General features: G+C 69.4%; 14 protein-coding genes. 9 read left to right on the forward strand and 5 right to left on the reverse strand.

Features of this window, described 5'->3' with window-relative positions; genetic code table 11:
* Positions 1-8 precede the first annotated feature (8 nt).
* The gene (locus tag AB0I23_RS29260) at positions 9-815 is read right to left on the reverse strand and encodes a helix-turn-helix domain-containing protein (RefSeq protein ID WP_359113730.1); all 807 of its coding nucleotides are present in this window, start codon (positions 813-815) and stop codon (positions 9-11) included.
* An 88-nt stretch (positions 816-903) separates the two neighbouring features.
* On the opposite strand from AB0I23_RS29260, the gene AB0I23_RS29265 reads away from it, so the two are divergent.
* Positions 904-1,476, forward strand: coding sequence for a TIGR03086 family metal-binding protein (locus AB0I23_RS29265; protein WP_359113732.1), 573 nt, complete (start codon positions 904-906; stop codon positions 1,474-1,476).
* A gap of 424 nt (positions 1,477-1,900) precedes the next feature.
* Here the strand turns inward: AB0I23_RS29265 and AB0I23_RS29270 are convergent, their stop codons facing one another.
* Positions 1,901-3,025: a hypothetical protein gene (locus tag AB0I23_RS29270; protein ID WP_359113734.1), complete on the reverse strand. Its 1,125-nt coding sequence runs from the start codon at positions 3,023-3,025 to the stop codon at positions 1,901-1,903.
* Between the two features lie 133 nt (positions 3,026-3,158).
* A complete protein-coding gene (locus tag AB0I23_RS29275; protein ID WP_266984526.1) occupies positions 3,159-3,740 on the reverse strand; it encodes a hypothetical protein in 582 nt (193 codons plus the stop codon).
* Positions 3,741-4,066: 326 nt separating this feature from the next.
* On the opposite strand from AB0I23_RS29275, the gene hemL reads away from it, so the two are divergent.
* The 8 genes from hemL (at position 4,067) to AB0I23_RS29315 (ending at position 12,489) form a co-directional block, all read left to right on the forward strand.
* Complete coding sequence (hemL, locus tag AB0I23_RS29280) at positions 4,067-5,374, forward strand: glutamate-1-semialdehyde 2,1-aminomutase (protein ID WP_359113783.1); 1,308 nt, start codon at positions 4,067-4,069, stop codon at positions 5,372-5,374.
* Positions 5,371-6,084, forward strand: coding sequence for a histidine phosphatase family protein (locus tag AB0I23_RS29285; RefSeq protein WP_359113736.1), 714 nt, complete (start codon positions 5,371-5,373; stop codon positions 6,082-6,084). The genes hemL and AB0I23_RS29285 overlap by 4 nt, the downstream gene beginning before the upstream one ends.
* A 210-nt stretch (positions 6,085-6,294) precedes the next feature.
* The gene (locus AB0I23_RS29290; protein ID WP_359113738.1) at positions 6,295-7,545 is read left to right on the forward strand and encodes a hypothetical protein; all 1,251 of its coding nucleotides are present in this window, start codon (positions 6,295-6,297) and stop codon (positions 7,543-7,545) included.
* Positions 7,546-7,612: 67 nt separating this feature from the next.
* A complete protein-coding gene (locus AB0I23_RS29295; RefSeq protein WP_359113740.1) occupies positions 7,613-8,224 on the forward strand; it encodes a TlpA family protein disulfide reductase in 612 nt (203 codons plus the stop codon).
* 46 nt (positions 8,225-8,270) lie between these two features.
* Complete coding sequence (locus AB0I23_RS29300) at positions 8,271-8,993, forward strand: cytochrome c biogenesis CcdA family protein (RefSeq protein ID WP_359113785.1); 723 nt, start codon at positions 8,271-8,273, stop codon at positions 8,991-8,993.
* A gap of 5 nt (positions 8,994-8,998) precedes the next feature.
* On the forward strand, positions 8,999-10,813 hold the full coding sequence (gene resB / locus AB0I23_RS29305) for a cytochrome c biogenesis protein ResB (RefSeq protein ID WP_359113742.1): 1,815 nt from the start codon (positions 8,999-9,001) through the stop codon (positions 10,811-10,813).
* Positions 10,810-11,898 carry a c-type cytochrome biogenesis protein CcsB gene (gene ccsB / locus AB0I23_RS29310; protein ID WP_359113744.1) on the forward strand — a complete coding sequence of 363 codons (1,089 nt, stop codon included), beginning with the start codon at positions 10,810-10,812 and terminating at the stop codon, positions 11,896-11,898. Before resB ends, ccsB begins: the two co-directional genes overlap by 4 nt.
* Positions 11,899-11,949: 51 nt before the next feature.
* The gene (locus AB0I23_RS29315; protein ID WP_359113746.1) at positions 11,950-12,489 is read left to right on the forward strand and encodes an SRPBCC domain-containing protein; all 540 of its coding nucleotides are present in this window, start codon (positions 11,950-11,952) and stop codon (positions 12,487-12,489) included.
* On the opposite strand, the gene AB0I23_RS29320 is transcribed toward AB0I23_RS29315, so the two are convergent.
* Together AB0I23_RS29320 and AB0I23_RS29325 are read right to left on the reverse strand one after the other, a co-directional pair.
* Positions 12,456-14,030, reverse strand: a complete 1,575-nt coding sequence (locus AB0I23_RS29320; protein ID WP_359113748.1) for a hypothetical protein — start codon at positions 14,028-14,030, stop codon at positions 12,456-12,458. The genes AB0I23_RS29315 and AB0I23_RS29320 overlap by 34 nt on opposite strands.
* Entirely contained in the window at positions 14,023-16,149 is a 2,127-nt protein-coding gene (locus tag AB0I23_RS29325) for a hypothetical protein (protein ID WP_359113750.1), read from the reverse strand. Before AB0I23_RS29325 ends, AB0I23_RS29320 begins: the two co-directional genes overlap by 8 nt.
* Positions 16,150-16,293: the final 144 nt, after the last annotated feature.

The raw sequence follows: 16,293 nt of genomic DNA on the forward strand, positions 1-16,293 counted from the left end.
ACTGACAATCAGCGCCCGGCGAGTGCCGTCGGCGGTACTCCGAGCGTCGCTGTGAAGTCCCTGACCAGGTGCGCCTGGTCGCTGTATCCGAGTTCCGCCGCGAGCGTGGCCCAGGCCACCCCGGGGTCGGTCTCGGCGCGTTCCAGTGCCTCGTGGATGCGGAAGCGCAGGATGACCCACTTGGGGCCGACACCCACATAGGCGGCGAAGAGCCGCTGCAGCGACCGTGCCGACAGCCCTTCGGTGCGGGCGAGTTCGTCGACACGGCGGATCGTGCGATCGGTGCGGACACGCTCGACCAGCGCCATCGCGCGTTCGGCCTGCGGGTCGGGTTCCGGGGCGAGCGCCAGCAGGTACGCGTCCAGCGCCGCGACCCGTGCGTCCTCCTCGGCCGGGTCCAGCACGGCCGCCACGGGCGCGGGTACGGCGAGGACCTCGTCCGCCATGAGCCGTCGGCCCGACCACCGAGACACCGGGTGGTCCGGTGCGAACGGCCGGAAGCCGCCCGGCTGGAACTTCACCCCACAGACCCGTCCCCGGCCCTCCAGCTTCTGGCTGAAGAGCTCGAGCCCGATGCCCGCGACCTCCGAGAAGGCGGGCTCGCCGGTGCTCTCGTAGTGCTGGAAGACCAGGTTCACCGAAGGGTGCGGCACCACGTGCGAGATGTACGGCTCCGGCAGATCCCAGTCGATCAGCCAGTAGAAGGCCACCTGCGTCCGCAGCCCGGGGGCGGGCTCGCGGCGGCGGAAATGCACGTGCGAGAAGAGTTCGCGGGCGTCGACGATGCCCCGGTTGTCGCGTCGAGGACCTGACATGACAGCGATCCTATGACGTACAACAGTTCGAATCATCCATGTCGTGTTTCTTCAAGACGTGGGCGATTGCCGGATGCACGGTTGAAGCATGAAGAAGATCGGTGAATTGCTGGACATGGCCGCGGAGCGGGCGATTCCTGTGGTGCGCGGGATCGACGACGGCCGGCTGGGCGACCCCACGCCGTGCACGGAGTACGACGTGCGGGCCCTGGTCGACCATCTCTTCCAGGTGGTCGTCAACTTCCAGGCCCTGGCGGCCAGGGAGGAGCCGGACTTCGGCGCGAAGCCGACCGCGGTCACCGGCGACTGGCGCAGCCGCTTCGGCGAGGAGACGGCCAAGCTGGTGGCGGCGTGGGGCGCGCCGGGTGCGGACGAGGGGACCGCGGGTTCCATGGGGTTCCCCGCCAGAAGGGTCGCGCAGATGGTGCTGGGCGATCTGACCGTGCACGCATGGGACCTGGCGCGCGCCACCGGGCAGGCATTCGTTCCGGACGAGGCCGTGGTGAGCGAACTGGGGCCTGGTGTCGCCGACATGGCTCCGAACGCGCGGAAGGCGAAGGTGTACGGCGAACCCTTTCCCGTACCGGACAGTGCCGGCCCCTTTGAGCGGCTGCTGGGTACGACTGGCCGCGACCCGGGCTGGCAGCCGCCCCGGGCGTGACCCCCGGGCGGCCCGTGTCGCCTGCGGTGCTGATGGTTTTTGTAGGCATCGGCTTCTGCGCGGACGGTTCCGGTGTTCCCGCGGCGCCGTAGAACTCGGCGAGCGTCGCGTACGCCTCATCGACGATCTCCCTCGCCGCCTCGGCCGTCTCGCGCTCGGCGAGGCGGGCCGCCTGATGGGTGTACGGCGACGGCGGCGCAGGGTGCCTGCGCCGCCACCAGCTCTCGCAGCCTGCGTAGATCCCGCCGGCGAAGACCAGCAGGGGGATGGACAGGGCCGGCAGTGTGTCACCCATGGCAGCCTCCTCGATGTCGATGCCCCGTACGCGACCATGTGAGCTGTGTGGGCTGTATGGGCTGCATCGGCATGTCCGGCAGGTCGGCTGAAGATCATTCCTCGGCCAATGAATGGCTGGATGTGGGTGTCAATCAGACGCCCTCCGGTTGTCCGGAGTCCACACGTGCAGGGCATCCCCGTCCGCGGACACCGTGTACCAGGTGCCGTCGCCGAGCGCCGTGGGCGTGCCGGCGACCGGAAAGGGGTAGGCGATCTGCCCGACCGGTCGCATTCCCGCCGTCTCCAGCAGCCAGTGCCGGACCGGGCCGAACTCCTCCTCCTGGTCCGTGCTGGTGATCGCGGTCTCCCGGTCCAGGAAGCCGCACTCGTAGTCCCACATCACGTCGTCGGCGTCACAGTCGTCCGGATCCGCGTCGGGATGACGGGGCACGGCGTCCTCCGCCTGCAACTCGGCCACCACCTCGCCGTCCGCGACCCGGTGCAGGGCGAGCGAGTCCAGGTCGTGGGCCACGGTCAGGAAGTACTCACCCGTGGGGCTCACCGACGTCAGGATCCGCTCCTGCTCGCCGAACTGCTCCACGGAGAGCTCCACCCCGTCCCATCGCCCCCACAGCAGCGGCGCCCCGTCCTGGCCCTCGCCGACGCTCAGCCCCATCTGCGCCGGATCCGGGTGCGGTACGTGCTCCGAGCCCGCGGCCACGGTCTCCGCGTCCGCCCGCCCCAGCACCCGACCGTCGGCGGCGTCGATGACCAGCCACTCGTCGAGCGCCTCAGGGTCCGGCCCGGCCGAGGCGACGGGGCCGCGGACATGGGCCCATACGAGCGACCCGTCCGCCGAGAACACCGCCGAACCGCTGTCCGCGTACAGATGCGCCTTGTCGTCCGCGTACTCCTCGTACGACTCGTGCAGGATGCGGCAGCTGCCCTCCCAGCAGCCGTGTCGCACCTCCCAGCGCACCACGCCCGCCGGATCGACGGCGCGCACCGCATGGACCCCCGAGAAGACCGCGAGATCCCCGCCCGGCGCCACCGTGAACGTACCGAAACGGCGAGGCCACGGCGCAGGGAAGCGGGTCCGCGGGACGGACCCGTCGTCCAGGCCGACGGCGACCGCCTCGGAATCGCCCCGCTGTATCAGCAGGCGCCGGTCCGGCCACCGCAGAACGGACGGGGCGTACGCGGCGTCGCGCTCCCGGTCCAGGGGCGCGGCGAATGTGGCGACAAGACGCGCGGTCACGGCGCTGGTGATCATGGTTCCCCTCCCGAACGTGCAGCCTGCGGCGTGCACCGGATCACGGGGAGAACCGTAGAGCCCACGGGTGACAGCCGCGCTGCGGGGTGGGGTCGGAACCGGCTCGGGGCGGTCAGGACGTGCGGGCCCCGGCTCAGGGCCAGACCAGGCAGTACGCCTGATGCCCCGCATCATGCAGACGATGGCTGAAATCCTGCCACTCGTGCAGCAGTTGGTAGACGTTGAACGCGTCGCGCGGGCCGCCGCGGTCCGGGACCGTGGACCAGATGAAGGCCGCGGCGCCGACCGACTCCTCGCCGACGCCGCGCAGCGGGTCGACGACCGTCATGGGGAGTTTGACCACCGCGTAGTCGGGGTGCAGGACGACCAGTTCCAGCGGGGGGACCTTGTGCAGGGGTATGCCCTGGATGCCGGTGAGGACCATGGCCGCCACCGTCTCCGGCTTGATCTTGGTGAACATGCCGCCCATGCCCAGCTCGTCGCCGCCGAGCTCCTCGGGACGCATGGAAATGGGCACCCGTGCGGCCGTGGCCCCGTCGGGGGCCCCGAAGTATTTGTACGTCACCCCCACCCGGCCACCACTCCCGCTCCCGGACTGCGCACTGCCGGCCTGAATGCCCTGCCGACGCTCGGCCTCACGCCGGTGCCGACCTCGGCGGGCAGGCTCGGGCCCCAGGTCGTCGGTCCCTTCGCCCACTTCGCCACCGCGATGCATATTTCATCCATCCGACTACTACTGAGGAGACGCAGGCCCCGCCGCGCAACCCGATCATCGTGTCAGTGACCTCCCCCACGGACGTGGTGTGAAACACCTGTCCGCAAGACCGCCGGTGGCTCTGACACCATGGTTTGTGTGAGCTTTCCCAATGACGCCCCAGTTTCGCAGACGCGAGGGGGCTGATGCCCGGTCGTCGCGCGATGGATGTGCTCGCGGGGCTTTCGGTGGCCGGGATCTTCCGCTCCTGTCCGCGCGGGGGCGCTGTCCTACCCTGGGGAGGTCACTAGCCCCCGGAGTCGGAGAAGTCGCAGGTCATGACCGAACTGCCTTATCGATATGAAGCCCCAGTTTCGCAGACGCTTTTCGACCGCGCGTCCCTCGTGACGCCCGGCGGCGTGAACTCTCCCGTACGTGCCTTCCGGGCCGTGGGCGGTACGCCCCGCTTCATGGTGTCCGGTACCGGTCCGTACCTCACCGACGCCGACGGCCGTGAGTACGTCGACCTCGTGTGCTCGTGGGGGCCGATGATCCTCGGCCACTCCCACCCCGAGGTCATCGCCGCAGTCCAGGAGGCTGTCGCCCGCGGCACCTCGTTCGGTACACCCGGTGAGGGCGAGGTCGCGCTCGCCGAGGAGATCGTGGCCCGGATCGAGCCCGTGGAGCAGGTGCGGCTGGTCTCCTCCGGCACCGAGGCGACCATGTCCGCGATCCGGCTGGCCCGCGGGTTCACCGGCCGGGCGAAGGTCGTGAAGTTCGCCGGCTGCTACCACGGGCACGTCGACGCGCTGCTTGCCGCCGCCGGATCCGGGGTCGCCACCTTCGGTCTGCCGGACACCCCGGGGGTCACCGGCGCGCAGGCCGGCGACACGATCGTGCTGCCGTACAACGACCTGGAGGCCGTGCGGGCCGCGTTCGCCGCGCACCCCGGTGAGATCGCCTGTGTGATCACCGAGGCCTCGCCCGGCAACATGGGCGTGGTGCCGCCGCTGGACGGTTTCAACGCCGGGCTCAAGGAGCTCTGCGCCGAGGGTGGTGCGCTGTACATCTCCGACGAGGTCATGACCGGATTCCGTACCTCGAAGGCCGGCTGGTTCGGCATCGACGGTGTGCGGCCCGATCTGATGACCTTCGGCAAGGTCATGGGCGGCGGCTTCCCGGCCGCTGCCTTCGGCGGGCGCGCCGATGTGATGGCGCACCTCGCCCCCGTCGGCCCCGTCTACCAGGCGGGCACCCTCTCCGGAAACCCGATCGCCACCGCCGCCGGCCTCGCCCAGCTGCGGCTGCTCGACGACGCGGCGTACGCGAAGGTCGACGCGGTCTCCGCGGAGATCCGGTCCCTGGTGAGCGACGTGTTCATCAAGGAGGGCGTCGCACACACGGTGTCGGCGGCGAGCAACATGTTCTCGGTGTTCTTCACCGACCAGCCGGTGCGGAACTACGAGGACGCCAAGAAGCAGGAAGCTTTCCGCTTCAACGCCTTCTTCCACTCGATGCTGTCGCAGGGCGTCTATCTGCCGCCGTCCGCGTTCGAGTCCTGGTTCGTCTCCACCGCCCACGACACGCAGGCCGTCGAGCGGATCGCAGCCGCCCTGCCCGCCGCCGCCCGCGCCGCCTCGGAGGCCACCGCATGAGCGAGACCAGCAGTGCCGACACCACAGACAGTGCGCGCAAGGACATCACGGTCGTTCATCTGATGCGGCACGGGGAGGTGCACAACCCCGAGGGCGTGCTCTACGGACGCCGTCCCGGCTACCACCTCTCCGAGCTCGGCCGGAAGATGGCCGACCGGGTGGCCGAGCACCTGGAGAAGCGCGACATCACCCATGTCGTCGCCTCCCCGCTGGAGCGCGCCCAGGAGACGGCGACGCCGATCGCCACGTCGCACGGCGTCGACCTGGCCACCGACGAGCGGCTGATCGAGGCGGCCAATGTCTTCGAGGGCAAGTCCTTCGGGGTCGGCGACGGCGCGCTGCGCAAGCCGGACAACTGGAAGCACCTCACCAACCCCTTCCGACCGTCCTGGGGCGAGCCGTACATCGAGCAGGTCGTACGGATGATGGGCGCCCTCGACGCCGCGCGCGACGCGGCCCGCGGGCACGAGGCGGTCTGCGTCAGCCATCAGCTGCCGATCTGGATCGTCCGGAGCTTCGTCGAGCGGCGGCGGCTCTGGCACGACCCGCGCAAGCGGCAGTGCACGCTGGCCTCGCTGACCAGCTTCACGTACCAGGGCGACAAGATCGTCTCGGTCGGCTACACCGAGCCGGCCCGCGATCTGGTCCCCGCGCATCTGCTGGCCGGCGCGAAGCCGGTGAAGGGGAAGTCCAAGGCGTTCGGCGCGTAGCCGAGGACTTCTCGACCCGCACGGGCCCCTGCCGATGTGTCGGCCGGGGCCCGTGGTGCGTTCGGGTCAGGGACAAGGTCAAGTCAAGAACGGGGTCTGGTCATGTAAAGAATCTTGTGGTATTAGGCGGAACCGTCGTGGTGTTTCGTCCATCTAAGCATTCGTCAGTTTGTATGGGCCTGAGTCACAACGAGCGCAGATGGAGACGCCATGCGCGACATCAGCCGAAGGAGTCTGCTCGGAGCAGGACTCGGGGCTGCAGCAGCTGCCATCGGGGTGGCCGGCTGCAGCTCGTCCGACCGCTCCACTAGGGGTCGGCCGGGCCCTGGCAGGGGGGACGTGGGGGCGGACGGGAAAGCCAAGGGCGGCGGGGAGAAGGACGCCGGGGAGATCGGTGACGGTTCCACCGCGGACACCGGGGAGCAGCCGCACCAGCCTTCCGCGCCGGTCCCGCTCGAACCCGGACAGACCCCGCCGCAGTTCGTGATCTTCTCCTGGGACGGGGCGGGCGAGCTCGGCACAGGGCTCTTTCCGCGTTTTCTCGAACTCGCCAAGGAACACGACGCGGCGATGACCTTCTTCCTCTCCGGGCTCTATCTGCTGCCCGAGTCGAAGAAATTCCTGTACCGGCCGCCGAACAACGGCATCGGCGCCTCCGACATCGGCTATCTCACCGACGGTCACATAAGGGAGACACTGAAGAACGTCCGTCGGGCCTGGCTCGAAGGCCATGAGATCGGCACGCACTTCAACGGACACTTCTGCACCGGGTCCGGATCGGTTGCCAACTGGACGGCCGATCAGTGGCGGAGCGAAATCGATCAGGCGGTCTCCTTCGTCACCGAATGGCGCACCAACACCGGCTGGACCGATCTCGACCCGCTGCCCTTCGACTACCGCAAGGAACTCGTCGGCGGCCGCACCCCCTGTCTGCTCGGCCAGAACAATCTGCTGCCCACCGCGCGCCGACTGGGCTGGCGCTACGACGCGAGCTCGCCCGGCGGCACCCAGATCTGGCCCACGAAGCGCCAGGGCATATGGGATCTTCCGCTGCAGGGCATGCCGTTCCCCGGGCACACCTTCGAAGTGCTGTCGATGGACTACAACATCCTCGCGAACCAGTCACAGAACACCACCCGGGGAATGCCGTCGCGCTATCCGGAATGGCGCACCCAGGCCACTCAGTCGTACCTCGCCGCTTTCAACCGTGCGTACGGGTCGAATCGCGCGCCCTTCTGCATCGGCAACCACTTCGAGGAGTGGAACGGCGGCATCTATATGGATGCGGCCGAGGAGACCCTCAAAAGGATCGCGGCGAAGCCGGATGTGCGGCTCGTCTCCTTCCGCCAGTTCGTCGACTGGCTCGACGTCCAGGACCCCGCCGTGCTTGCGAAGCTCCGTACGCTGGAGGTCGGTCAGTCGCCCGAAGGCGGCTGGAACGCCTTCTTTAAACGGGACTGACAACGGGCTTTACGGGCACCGAGGGGGGTGCGCAAGATCCGCGAAACAGTCATGCGAAACTTTTCACATGAGCTCTGGCCGCGCACCCCGACGCCGCTTCACCCTGCTCGCCGCCCCCGCAGCGGCCGCCGCACTGGCGCTGACCCTGACCGCCTGCGGAGGTGACGGCAACAAGGCCGGTGGCGGCGGCAATTCGCACTTCGTCACCGGCAGTGGCGGAATCTCCACCGTTGCCAAGGCGGAGCGCGTGGCCGCACCGAAGATCGACGGGACCTCGCTGGACGGCAAGCCGCTCGACATCGCCGACTACAAGGGCAAAGTTGTCGTGCTGAATGTGTGGGGCTCGTGGTGCGGCCCGTGCCGACTGGAGGCCAAGCACTTCGCGAAGGTGGCGAAGGAGACCGAGAGCCAGGGGGTCCAGTTCATCGGGATCAACACCCGGGACGCCGAGAAGGGCCCTGCGGTGAACTTCGAGAAGGACAACGGCATCCCCTACCCGAGTCTCTTCGACCCGATCGGCAAGCTCACCCTGCGCTTCCCCAAGGGCACGCTGAACCCACAGGCCATCCCGTCGACCGTGGTCATCGACCGGGACGGGAAGATCGCGGCCCGCACCCTCGTCGCCCTCGACGACGTCAAGCTCCACAAGATGATCGACCCGCTGATCGCGGAGAAGTGATTCCGTGCTCACCCTTGCGGCACTTCCTGCGCAGAACGAGACCGTGATGAACGGGGCGCTGTTCGTCGCCCTGCCCATCGCCGTACTCGGCGGGCTCGTCTCGTTCTTCTCGCCGTGCGTCCTGCCCCTCGTGCCCGGCTATCTCTCGTACGTCACCGGCGTCAGCGGCACGGATCTGGCGCAGGCCAGGCGGGGGCGCATGGTCGCGGGAGCCTCGCTCTTCGTGCTCGGCTTCACCGCCGTGTTCGTCTCCGGCGGCGCGCTCTTCGGCTTCTTCGGCCAGACGCTCCAGGCGCACAGCACCACGCTCTCCAAGGTCCTCGGTGTGCTGATGATCCTGATGGGGATCTTCTTCATGGGCCTGATGCCATGGATGACGCAGCGCGAATTCCGTATCCACAGGAGGCCGGTGACCGGGCTGGCGGGCGCGCCTCTGCTGGGCGCCCTCTTCGGGATCGGCTGGACCCCGTGCCTCGGCCCGACGCTCAGCTCGGTGAGCATTCTTGCGATGGACCAGGGCACCGCCGGACGCGGGGCGATACTGACCATCGCCTACTGCCTCGGCCTCGGTGTGCCCTTCGTGCTCGCCGCGGTCGCCTTCCGCAAGGCGCTCGGCGCGTTCGGCTGGGTCAAGCGCCACTACGCATGGGTCATGCGGATCGGCGGCGTCATGATGATCGCGACCGGGCTGCTCCTGCTGACCGGTGTGTGGGGCAGCATGATGCAGGAACTGCAGGGCTGGTCCGACGGCTTCACGGTGGGGATCTGAGTTCCATGAGCAACACCAAGACCAACGCGGCCGAAGAGCGCGCGAACGAGCGCGAGCGTGAGAACCAGCGGGAGCTGGAGAACGCGGCCGAGCTCGGCGCGGCCGGCTCGCAACTGTCCACCGCCCCGCGAGAAGAGGCCCTGGCCACGCTGCCCGCCATGGGCGTCATCGGCTGGGCGCGCTGGTTCTGGCGCCAGCTCACCTCGATGCGGGTCGCGCTGATCCTGCTCTTCCTGCTCTCGCTCGGGGCCATCCCCGGCTCGCTGATCCCGCAGAACAGCGTGGACGAGCTGAAGGTGCAGACCTTCAAGGAAGCCCACACCACCGTCACGCCGATCTACGAGAAGCTCCAGTTCTTCGACGTCTACAGCTCGGTGTGGTTCTCCGCGATCTACATCCTGCTGTTCATCTCCCTCATCGGGTGCATCGTGCCGCGCACCGGCCAGTTCGTCGGTCAGCTGCGCAGCCGCCCGCCGGGCGCCCCCAAGCGGCTGACCCGGCTGCCCGCGTACACGACCTGGCGCACCGAAGCCGAGCCCGAGCAGGTCCGCGAGGCCGCGCTCGCGATGATGCGCAAGCGACGCTTCAGGGCGCACGCGGTCGGCGACGCGGTCGCCGCCGAGAAGGGCTATCTGCGTGAGGCCGGGAACCTGATGTTCCATATCGCGCTGATCGTCATGCTGGTGGCCTTCGCCATCGGGCAGCTCTTCAAGTCCGAGGGCGGCAAGCTGATCGTCCAGGGCGACGGCTTCTCCAACACGCTGACCCAGTACGACGACTTCAAGTCCGGTTCGCTGTACGACACCGACTCGCTCGCCCCGTTCAGCTTCACCCTCGACAAGTTCGTCGGCACGTACGAGCGCAGCGGCCCGCAGATCGGCACGCCCCGCAAGTACGAGGCCCACGTCACGTACTCCGAGGGTGCGTACGGCAAGCCGAAGAAGGCCGTCATCAAGGTCAACGAGCCGCTGGTGGTCGACGGCTCCAAGGTCTATCTGATCGGGCACGGCTACGCCCCGGTCGTCTCCGTCAAGGACGGCAGGGGCAAGGAGGTCTACAAGGCCGCCGTGCCGCTGCTGCCGATCGACTCGAACGTCACCTCGACCGGTGCGATCAAGGTGATGGACGGCTACAAGGACGGGACCGGCAAGAGGGACCAGCTGGGATTCCAGGCGTTCTTCGTGCCGACGTTCGCCGGCGAGGGCAAGGGGACGATGTTCTCGCAGTTCCCGGCCGCGGACTTCCCGGTGCTCGCGCTCAACGGGTACTACGGCAGCCTCGGCGTCGACTCCGGACTGCCGCAGAACGTGTACCAGCTGGACACCTCGAAGATGAAGCCGTTCAAGGACGGCAAGGGCGAGCAGCTGAAGCAGCGCCTGCTGCCCGGCGAGACGATGAAGCTGCCCGACGGCGCCGGATCGATCACCTTCGAAGGCGTCGAGCAGTGGGCCAGCTTCCAGATCTCGCAGCAGCCGGCCAGCGGCTGGGCACTCACCGGGGCCATCGGCGCGATCGCCGGTCTCGCGGGGTCGCTGTTCATCCAGCGGCGCCGGGTCTGGGTCCGGGCCGTACGGGGAGCGGACGGCGTCACCGTCGTGGAGATGGCGGGGCTGGGCCGCAGCGAGTCCGCGAAACTGCCCGAGGAGCTGGCCGACCTCGCGGTCACGCTCAACGGCCTGGCACCCACGGCGCCGGACGCGCCCGAAGCATCGGCCACGTCCGGTGAACCAGATGTGGCCGAAGAACCAGGCGTGGCCGCGGCGCCCACAGCGCCGGACGACGCAACCTCCGAAGCACTTTCCGAAGGGGCTGAGAAGTGAATCTCGCCGCCGCAACCAACGAGAATCTGGCACACACCAGCAATGTGCTGATCTATTCGTCGATGGCCGTCTACACCCTGGCCTTCTTCGCGCACATCGCGGAGTGGGTGTTCGGCAGCCGCAGCAAGGTCGGCCGCACCGCCGCCGCGCTGACCGGGGACGGGGCCGCCGGCTCCCCGGCGAAGATCCAGGTCCAGGTCGCGCAGAAGGGCGGAGCCACCGCCGTACTGGACCGGCCGAAGATCATCACGAGGTCCGCCACCGGCTCGCGGGACGTCCCGGACGGCCCCGGTGCCGCCGGTGGCACGTTCAAGGGCGACCTGTACGGGCGGATCGCGGTCTCCATGACCGTCCTCGCCTTCGTCGTCCAGGCCGGCGGTGTCATCGCCCGCGCGATGTCCGTGCAGCGTGCCCCCTGGGGCAACATGTACGAGTTCTCGATCACCTTCTCCACGGTGGCCGTCGCCGCGTACCTGATCCTGATGGCGCTGAAGAAGAACGTCCGCTGGATGGGCCTGCTCCTGGTCACCACCGTTCTGCTGGACCTCGGCATCGCGACCACCGTGCTGTACACCTCCAGCGACCAGCTGGTGCCCGCACTGCACTCGTACTGGCTGTGGATCCACGTCTCCACCGCCATCATCTGCGGCGCCGTTTTTTACATCGGCGCGGTCGCCACGCTGCTCTACCTGTTCCGTGACAGCTACGAGAGCAAGCTGGCGAACGGCACCGAGCCAGGCTCCTTCGCCCAGTCCGTGCTGTCCCGGCTGCCCGCCGCGGCGACCCTCGACAAGTTCTCGTACCGCATCAACGCCGCCGTCTTCCCGCTCTGGACGTTCACGATCATCGCGGGCGCGATCTGGGCGGGCGACGCCTGGGGCCGCTACTGGGGCTGGGACCCCAAGGAGGTCTGGTCCTTCATCACCTGGGTCGCGTACGCCTGCTACCTGCACGCCCGGGCCACCGCAGGCTGGAAGGGCCGCAAGGCCGCCTACCTGGCGCTGATCGCGTTCGGCTGCTGGCTCTTCAACTACTACGGCGTGAACATCTTCGTCACCGGCAAGCACTCCTACGCCGGCGTCTGACCGTTCCCGCGTACGGGTGCGTAACGCGCCCCACCGGGCCACGCTGGAACCATGACCGACGCACTTCCCGTGATCGAACGTGGTACCGCCGAGACCCACGGTGACCACCACCTCCTGCGGTTCATACTCCGGCTGCCCCACCCCGTACCAAGGGTGTGGGCAGCCGTTGCCGGTTCCGAGGGGCTGCGGGGCTGGCTCGCCGCCGCCGACCCGTTCGAGCCACGCATCGGCGGGTCGATCACACTGCGCTGGCGGGGCACCGGCCCGGACGGGAACGCCACGGTCGCCTCCGGCACCGTCACCGCCTGGGACGTCGAGCGCGTCGCCGAATACACCCTCGAAGGGGTGCACGGCCGGATCCGCTTCCACCTGGAGCCGCCGCGCGGCGACCACGTGCTCCTGCGCTTCAGCAACGAGTTCCACGGCGACGACGCGCTGCGGCTGGACTGCCTGGCGGGCTGGCACAACCACTTCGAGTGCCTGGTGGACGCCCTGGACGGGCGCCCCGCCGACTGGTCACGGTGGACCCTGACCCGATGGCGGGAGCTCCGCGAGAGCTACGGTGCGGAGGACGGCGGCAAACAGTTCTGAGCCGGGGGCTTCCCCTCCGGCCAGGCGATCGCCACGAACCGCTGGGATACGGTCCCCTGTCCGGAGGGGACCAGCTCCACCACCGGCACCGCCTTGTTGTACGGGTTACCGTGGTTGTCCAGACAGATCCAGCCGCTGGCCCCCGACACCCGCAACGACGCCTTCACCCGCGGCCACTGCTCGCCCACGTCCGCCGGCTGCGGCAGCTCTTTGCTCTTAGGGGTGGCCTGCCGGATGGCGTGCACCGCCGTCGCCATCGCGTCGTGCGCGATGACCAGCTGGCCGTCGGTCAGATCGGCGTAACCGGTCGGGCCGATCGGACCCGCCGGTTTCTTCCCCACCACCTCCAGCAGATCCAGGAAGCTCCGGTAGTCCGCCGCGGAGCCGCCCGTCCTCACCGCCGCCCCGCCCTTCCCCGCCGCCCAGGCGTCCGGGTGCGCGAGCGACGCGTATCGCACGGTCACCTTGCGAAGCAGCGCACTCCGGTCGAGCTTCTTGTCGCCGCCGAGATACGAACCCTCGTCACCGGTGAGCACGGTGAACGCCCGGTTCTGGCAGCCACGGTCCCCGAGCGCGTTGATGAACTGCCGCAGCTGGGTGTGGCGCCCGGCGAAGAACACCGTCTCCGCGTCCGTGTCGCAGATCAGATGGGTGATCTGCTGGAACGTGTTGGCCGTGGTGCCCTCGTCGGTCGGGTCCTTCGGCGAGGTGAACAACTGAGGCTCGTACCGGGTGCCCCTCACCAGCGTGGCGAAAGCCGCCCTCAGCGTGTCCGTGTAGTTGTCGCCGGTACGGGTGTCCTGCACCAGCAACGCCTTGTCGGCCTCCACCTTGCCGAACTGGGCCAGCGCACGCGCCTCGTCCCGGTTGGTGGGGGAGACCCGGGCAAGCCCCGGGAACGGGTCGCCCTTCGGGCCGTTCGCGATGTCGTCCGCGGTGATCGTGGTACCCACGACCGCGATGTGCGCCGCGGTCAGCTCCTTGACCGCCGACTTCACCGCCGCACTGCTGGTGGCGACCCCCGAGACGGCCCGCAGCCGGTCCGGGGCACCCGTCATCGTCTTCAGACGGTCCACCGCCGGGCGCCAGTGCAGGTTGTTCTTCCCGGTATTGGCGAGCACCAGACGGATCTTCGGCACCTGGTCGTTCGACAGATGATTGGCCCGGTACTGCGCGGCGAAGGCGCCCTGCAGCTCCCGCCGCATCTTCGTAGCCGTCGAGTCGTCCGTCGCCGTCAGCGGCAGCAGCAGCGCGACGGTCACGTACGTGCCCGGCTTCAGCCCGGCGTTCTCCCGCCCGATCGCCGCCGCGACATCGGTCAGCTTCGCCCCCCCGAAGTCGTAACCGGAGCCGGAGACACCGATGCACTCGTCACTGCCCTGCGGACGCTCCACACCCGGCACGCACTGCCGGTTCTCCGGGGTGGTCAGCCGGCTGATGACGTACCACCCCGACGTGATCACCAGCGCCCCGGTCACCACCGTCGTGACGATCTTCTGCCGGGCCGTGTACCAGACGCGATAACGCAACGGATTACGCATACGAGCCACCGTCCCCCTGGGTCCGTCCTGGTCCGTGCACAGAGGCCGGCGGCCCCGGCGGCATGGACAGCGGCCGCCACGCCCTGATGTCCCGCGGCCAGTGCGTCGCCGCGTCCCACAGCACGCTGTTGCCCGTCGGGTGTCTTCCGGACAGCTGCCGCAGCTCGAACGCCATCTTCTCGGTCACCTCGTCGTCCGGCAGCGCCAGCGGATCGGAGAGCAGCCACACCGCGTGCAGCAGTCGGCGAAGCTGCAACTGCAACTGGGTCGCCCGCTCGTCGAGCCCGGCGAGCCCCGTCTCCTCGTCCGGCAGCGAACCCGCCGCCTCCCGGCCCAGGGCGACCGCCCGCCGTGGATCGGGACCGCCGCCGCCCGGCGGGCGCGGATACGGCGCCGAGGCGATGAACCGCAGCGCACCCAGCCAGCGCACCACGTCCCCCAGCTCGAACTGCACCCGCAGATGCGTCACACACGCCCCCGCCCCGCCCAGCACCAGTTCCTGGTGCAGCCGGTGCGGGACGCTCGGGAAGCTGCCACCGGGCACATACGCCCCGCGCAGCGACTCGTGCACCGCCCGCCACATCGCGTAATGCGGATGGTCGCCGTCCTGGAACCGCAGCCGGTGCAGCAGCAGCGAACGCAGCAGCGGATCGGCGACGAAATGGTCGGGACCGACCTGCCAGTCCTCCGACCGCAGCAGATCCCGTACGAGCAACGCCACATCGCCGTCCATCGGGACGCCGCGCAGCCGGGTCCTGGCCAGCAGCCGCGCCGACTCCTCGCCATGCGCGGCCGCCAGCACACTCAGTACGTCCGGACGCTGCCCCGGCAGCAGCTGCCGGAGCAGCTCGTCCGCCACCCGCACGGGCGGCCGGTCCTCGCGCAGCTCCACCGTGCAGTCGAACAGAGCCCCCGGCACCAGCGTCGCCGGTGCGCGCGCCTCGCCCGCCGCCTGCGCGAACAGCGCCACCCCGAGTGGCCGACCGCCCGTCAGCCGGTGCACCCCGCGGGCCAGCCCGGCCGGGGTGCGGCCCGCCGGGTCGAACCGGTCGAACGCCGCCTGCACGTGCGAGGCGTTCAGCGGGGTGAGGCCCACAGCGAGGATCCCCGACGTCACCTCCGTGGACCGCGCCCAGTGGCTGCCGTGCGCCACCTCCGGCAGCCGGCGCCGCACCGCATGACTCAGCCCCTCATGGTCCCGGACCCGGGACGAGGCGAACACGGCGATCTGATCACGGTCCCCGCCGGCACGCCGCCGCAGCACGGGCTCGACCAGCTGCCGCCCCAGCACCGTGTGCGCATTGTCGAGCAGCAGCACCGGGCGTCCCCGGCGGGCGCCCCGCGCCGTACCCCGGTACGCCCGGACCAGGTCCTCGACCAGTGCCAGCACCAGATGGTCCTCGGCGCGGCGGCGCAGATCACCGCCGCGCTCGAAGTCGACGGCCAGCTGCCGCAGTCCGATCCGGCCGTTGCCGCCCGCCTGCGGATAGGTCCCGTACCAGTCGGCCGAACGCCGCTGGATGCGGCTGAACGTCTCCTCCAGCACCGTCTCCACGGTCGCCTCCGCCAGCAGCCCGGCCATCGGGACCATGGAATCGAGCGTGGTGGCGGCCAACTTCGTCAGCACCTTGGTGACCCAGCCGGTTGCCGCCTCCCCCTTGGAGTGCACGGTGGCCAGCACCGGGCCGAGCGACTGGAGATCGCGCTGCGCCCGGCTCTCGTCCTCCCGGGTCCACGAGATGGAGGCGACCGCGACGAGACCGAGGCTCAGCCGCGGGAACTGCACCGAGGGCGCGGCCCGCACCCGGGCCGCGAACTGGGCGACGAGATCGGGCAGCGCACCGATGACGGGCGTCCAGCCGGGGCCGGGATCCTCGGGCGGGGTGACGGCCTCGCAGTCGGCCAGGGCGACCGGGGTGATCTCCCGGTACACATGCCGTAACTGTTTGAGCACCGCGGTCTTGCCCATGCCGCGCCCGCCGGTCAGCACGACGACGGGCGGATCGTCGCGGTGCTCGTACGCGGCTCTGGCGGAGCCGTAGGGGGTGAGACCTGTCAGACGCGCCGCAAGTCCGTCGTTGCCGAAGATCGCCTCGCGTCCGTACAGCTCTCTGTCCACAGCACCCCCAGCGCCGACGCCTGTCCGACCTGTCACATGGTCAACATCAGGATATCGGTGGCGTGTTGGAAGGGAGTGAGGATTTTCGAACGCTATTCGGTACCGATGTCCTCGTTCCAGAGGCCGGGGTCCGTGAGCCTTCGC

Source organism: Streptomyces atratus, assembly GCF_040655115.1.
Classification (GTDB): Bacteria; Actinomycetota; Actinomycetes; order Streptomycetales; family Streptomycetaceae; genus Streptomyces; species Streptomyces atratus_D.

Bases quoted from the DNA above. Each gene is read 5' to 3' on its own strand.
- AB0I23_RS29260 (WP_359113730.1), bottom strand. From the start codon at position 815: ATGTCAGGTCCTCGACGCGACAACCGGGGCATCGTCGACGCCCGCGAA.
- AB0I23_RS29265 (WP_359113732.1), top strand. From the start codon at position 904: ATGAAGAAGATCGGTGAATTGCTGGACATGGCCGCGGAGCGGGCGATT.
- AB0I23_RS29270 (WP_359113734.1), bottom strand. From the start codon at position 3,025: ATGATCACCAGCGCCGTGACCGCGCGTCTTGTCGCCACATTCGCCGCG.
- AB0I23_RS29275 (WP_266984526.1), bottom strand. From the start codon at position 3,740: ATGCATCGCGGTGGCGAAGTGGGCGAAGGGACCGACGACCTGGGGCCC.
- AB0I23_RS29285 (WP_359113736.1), top strand. From the start codon at position 5,371: ATGAGCGAGACCAGCAGTGCCGACACCACAGACAGTGCGCGCAAGGAC.
- AB0I23_RS29290 (WP_359113738.1), top strand. From the start codon at position 6,295: ATGCGCGACATCAGCCGAAGGAGTCTGCTCGGAGCAGGACTCGGGGCT.
- AB0I23_RS29295 (WP_359113740.1), top strand. From the start codon at position 7,613: ATGAGCTCTGGCCGCGCACCCCGACGCCGCTTCACCCTGCTCGCCGCC.
- AB0I23_RS29300 (WP_359113785.1), top strand. From the start codon at position 8,271: ATGAACGGGGCGCTGTTCGTCGCCCTGCCCATCGCCGTACTCGGCGGG.
- resB (WP_359113742.1), top strand. From the start codon at position 8,999: ATGAGCAACACCAAGACCAACGCGGCCGAAGAGCGCGCGAACGAGCGC.
- AB0I23_RS29315 (WP_359113746.1), top strand. From the start codon at position 11,950: ATGACCGACGCACTTCCCGTGATCGAACGTGGTACCGCCGAGACCCAC.
- AB0I23_RS29320 (WP_359113748.1), bottom strand. From the start codon at position 14,030: ATGCGTAATCCGTTGCGTTATCGCGTCTGGTACACGGCCCGGCAGAAG.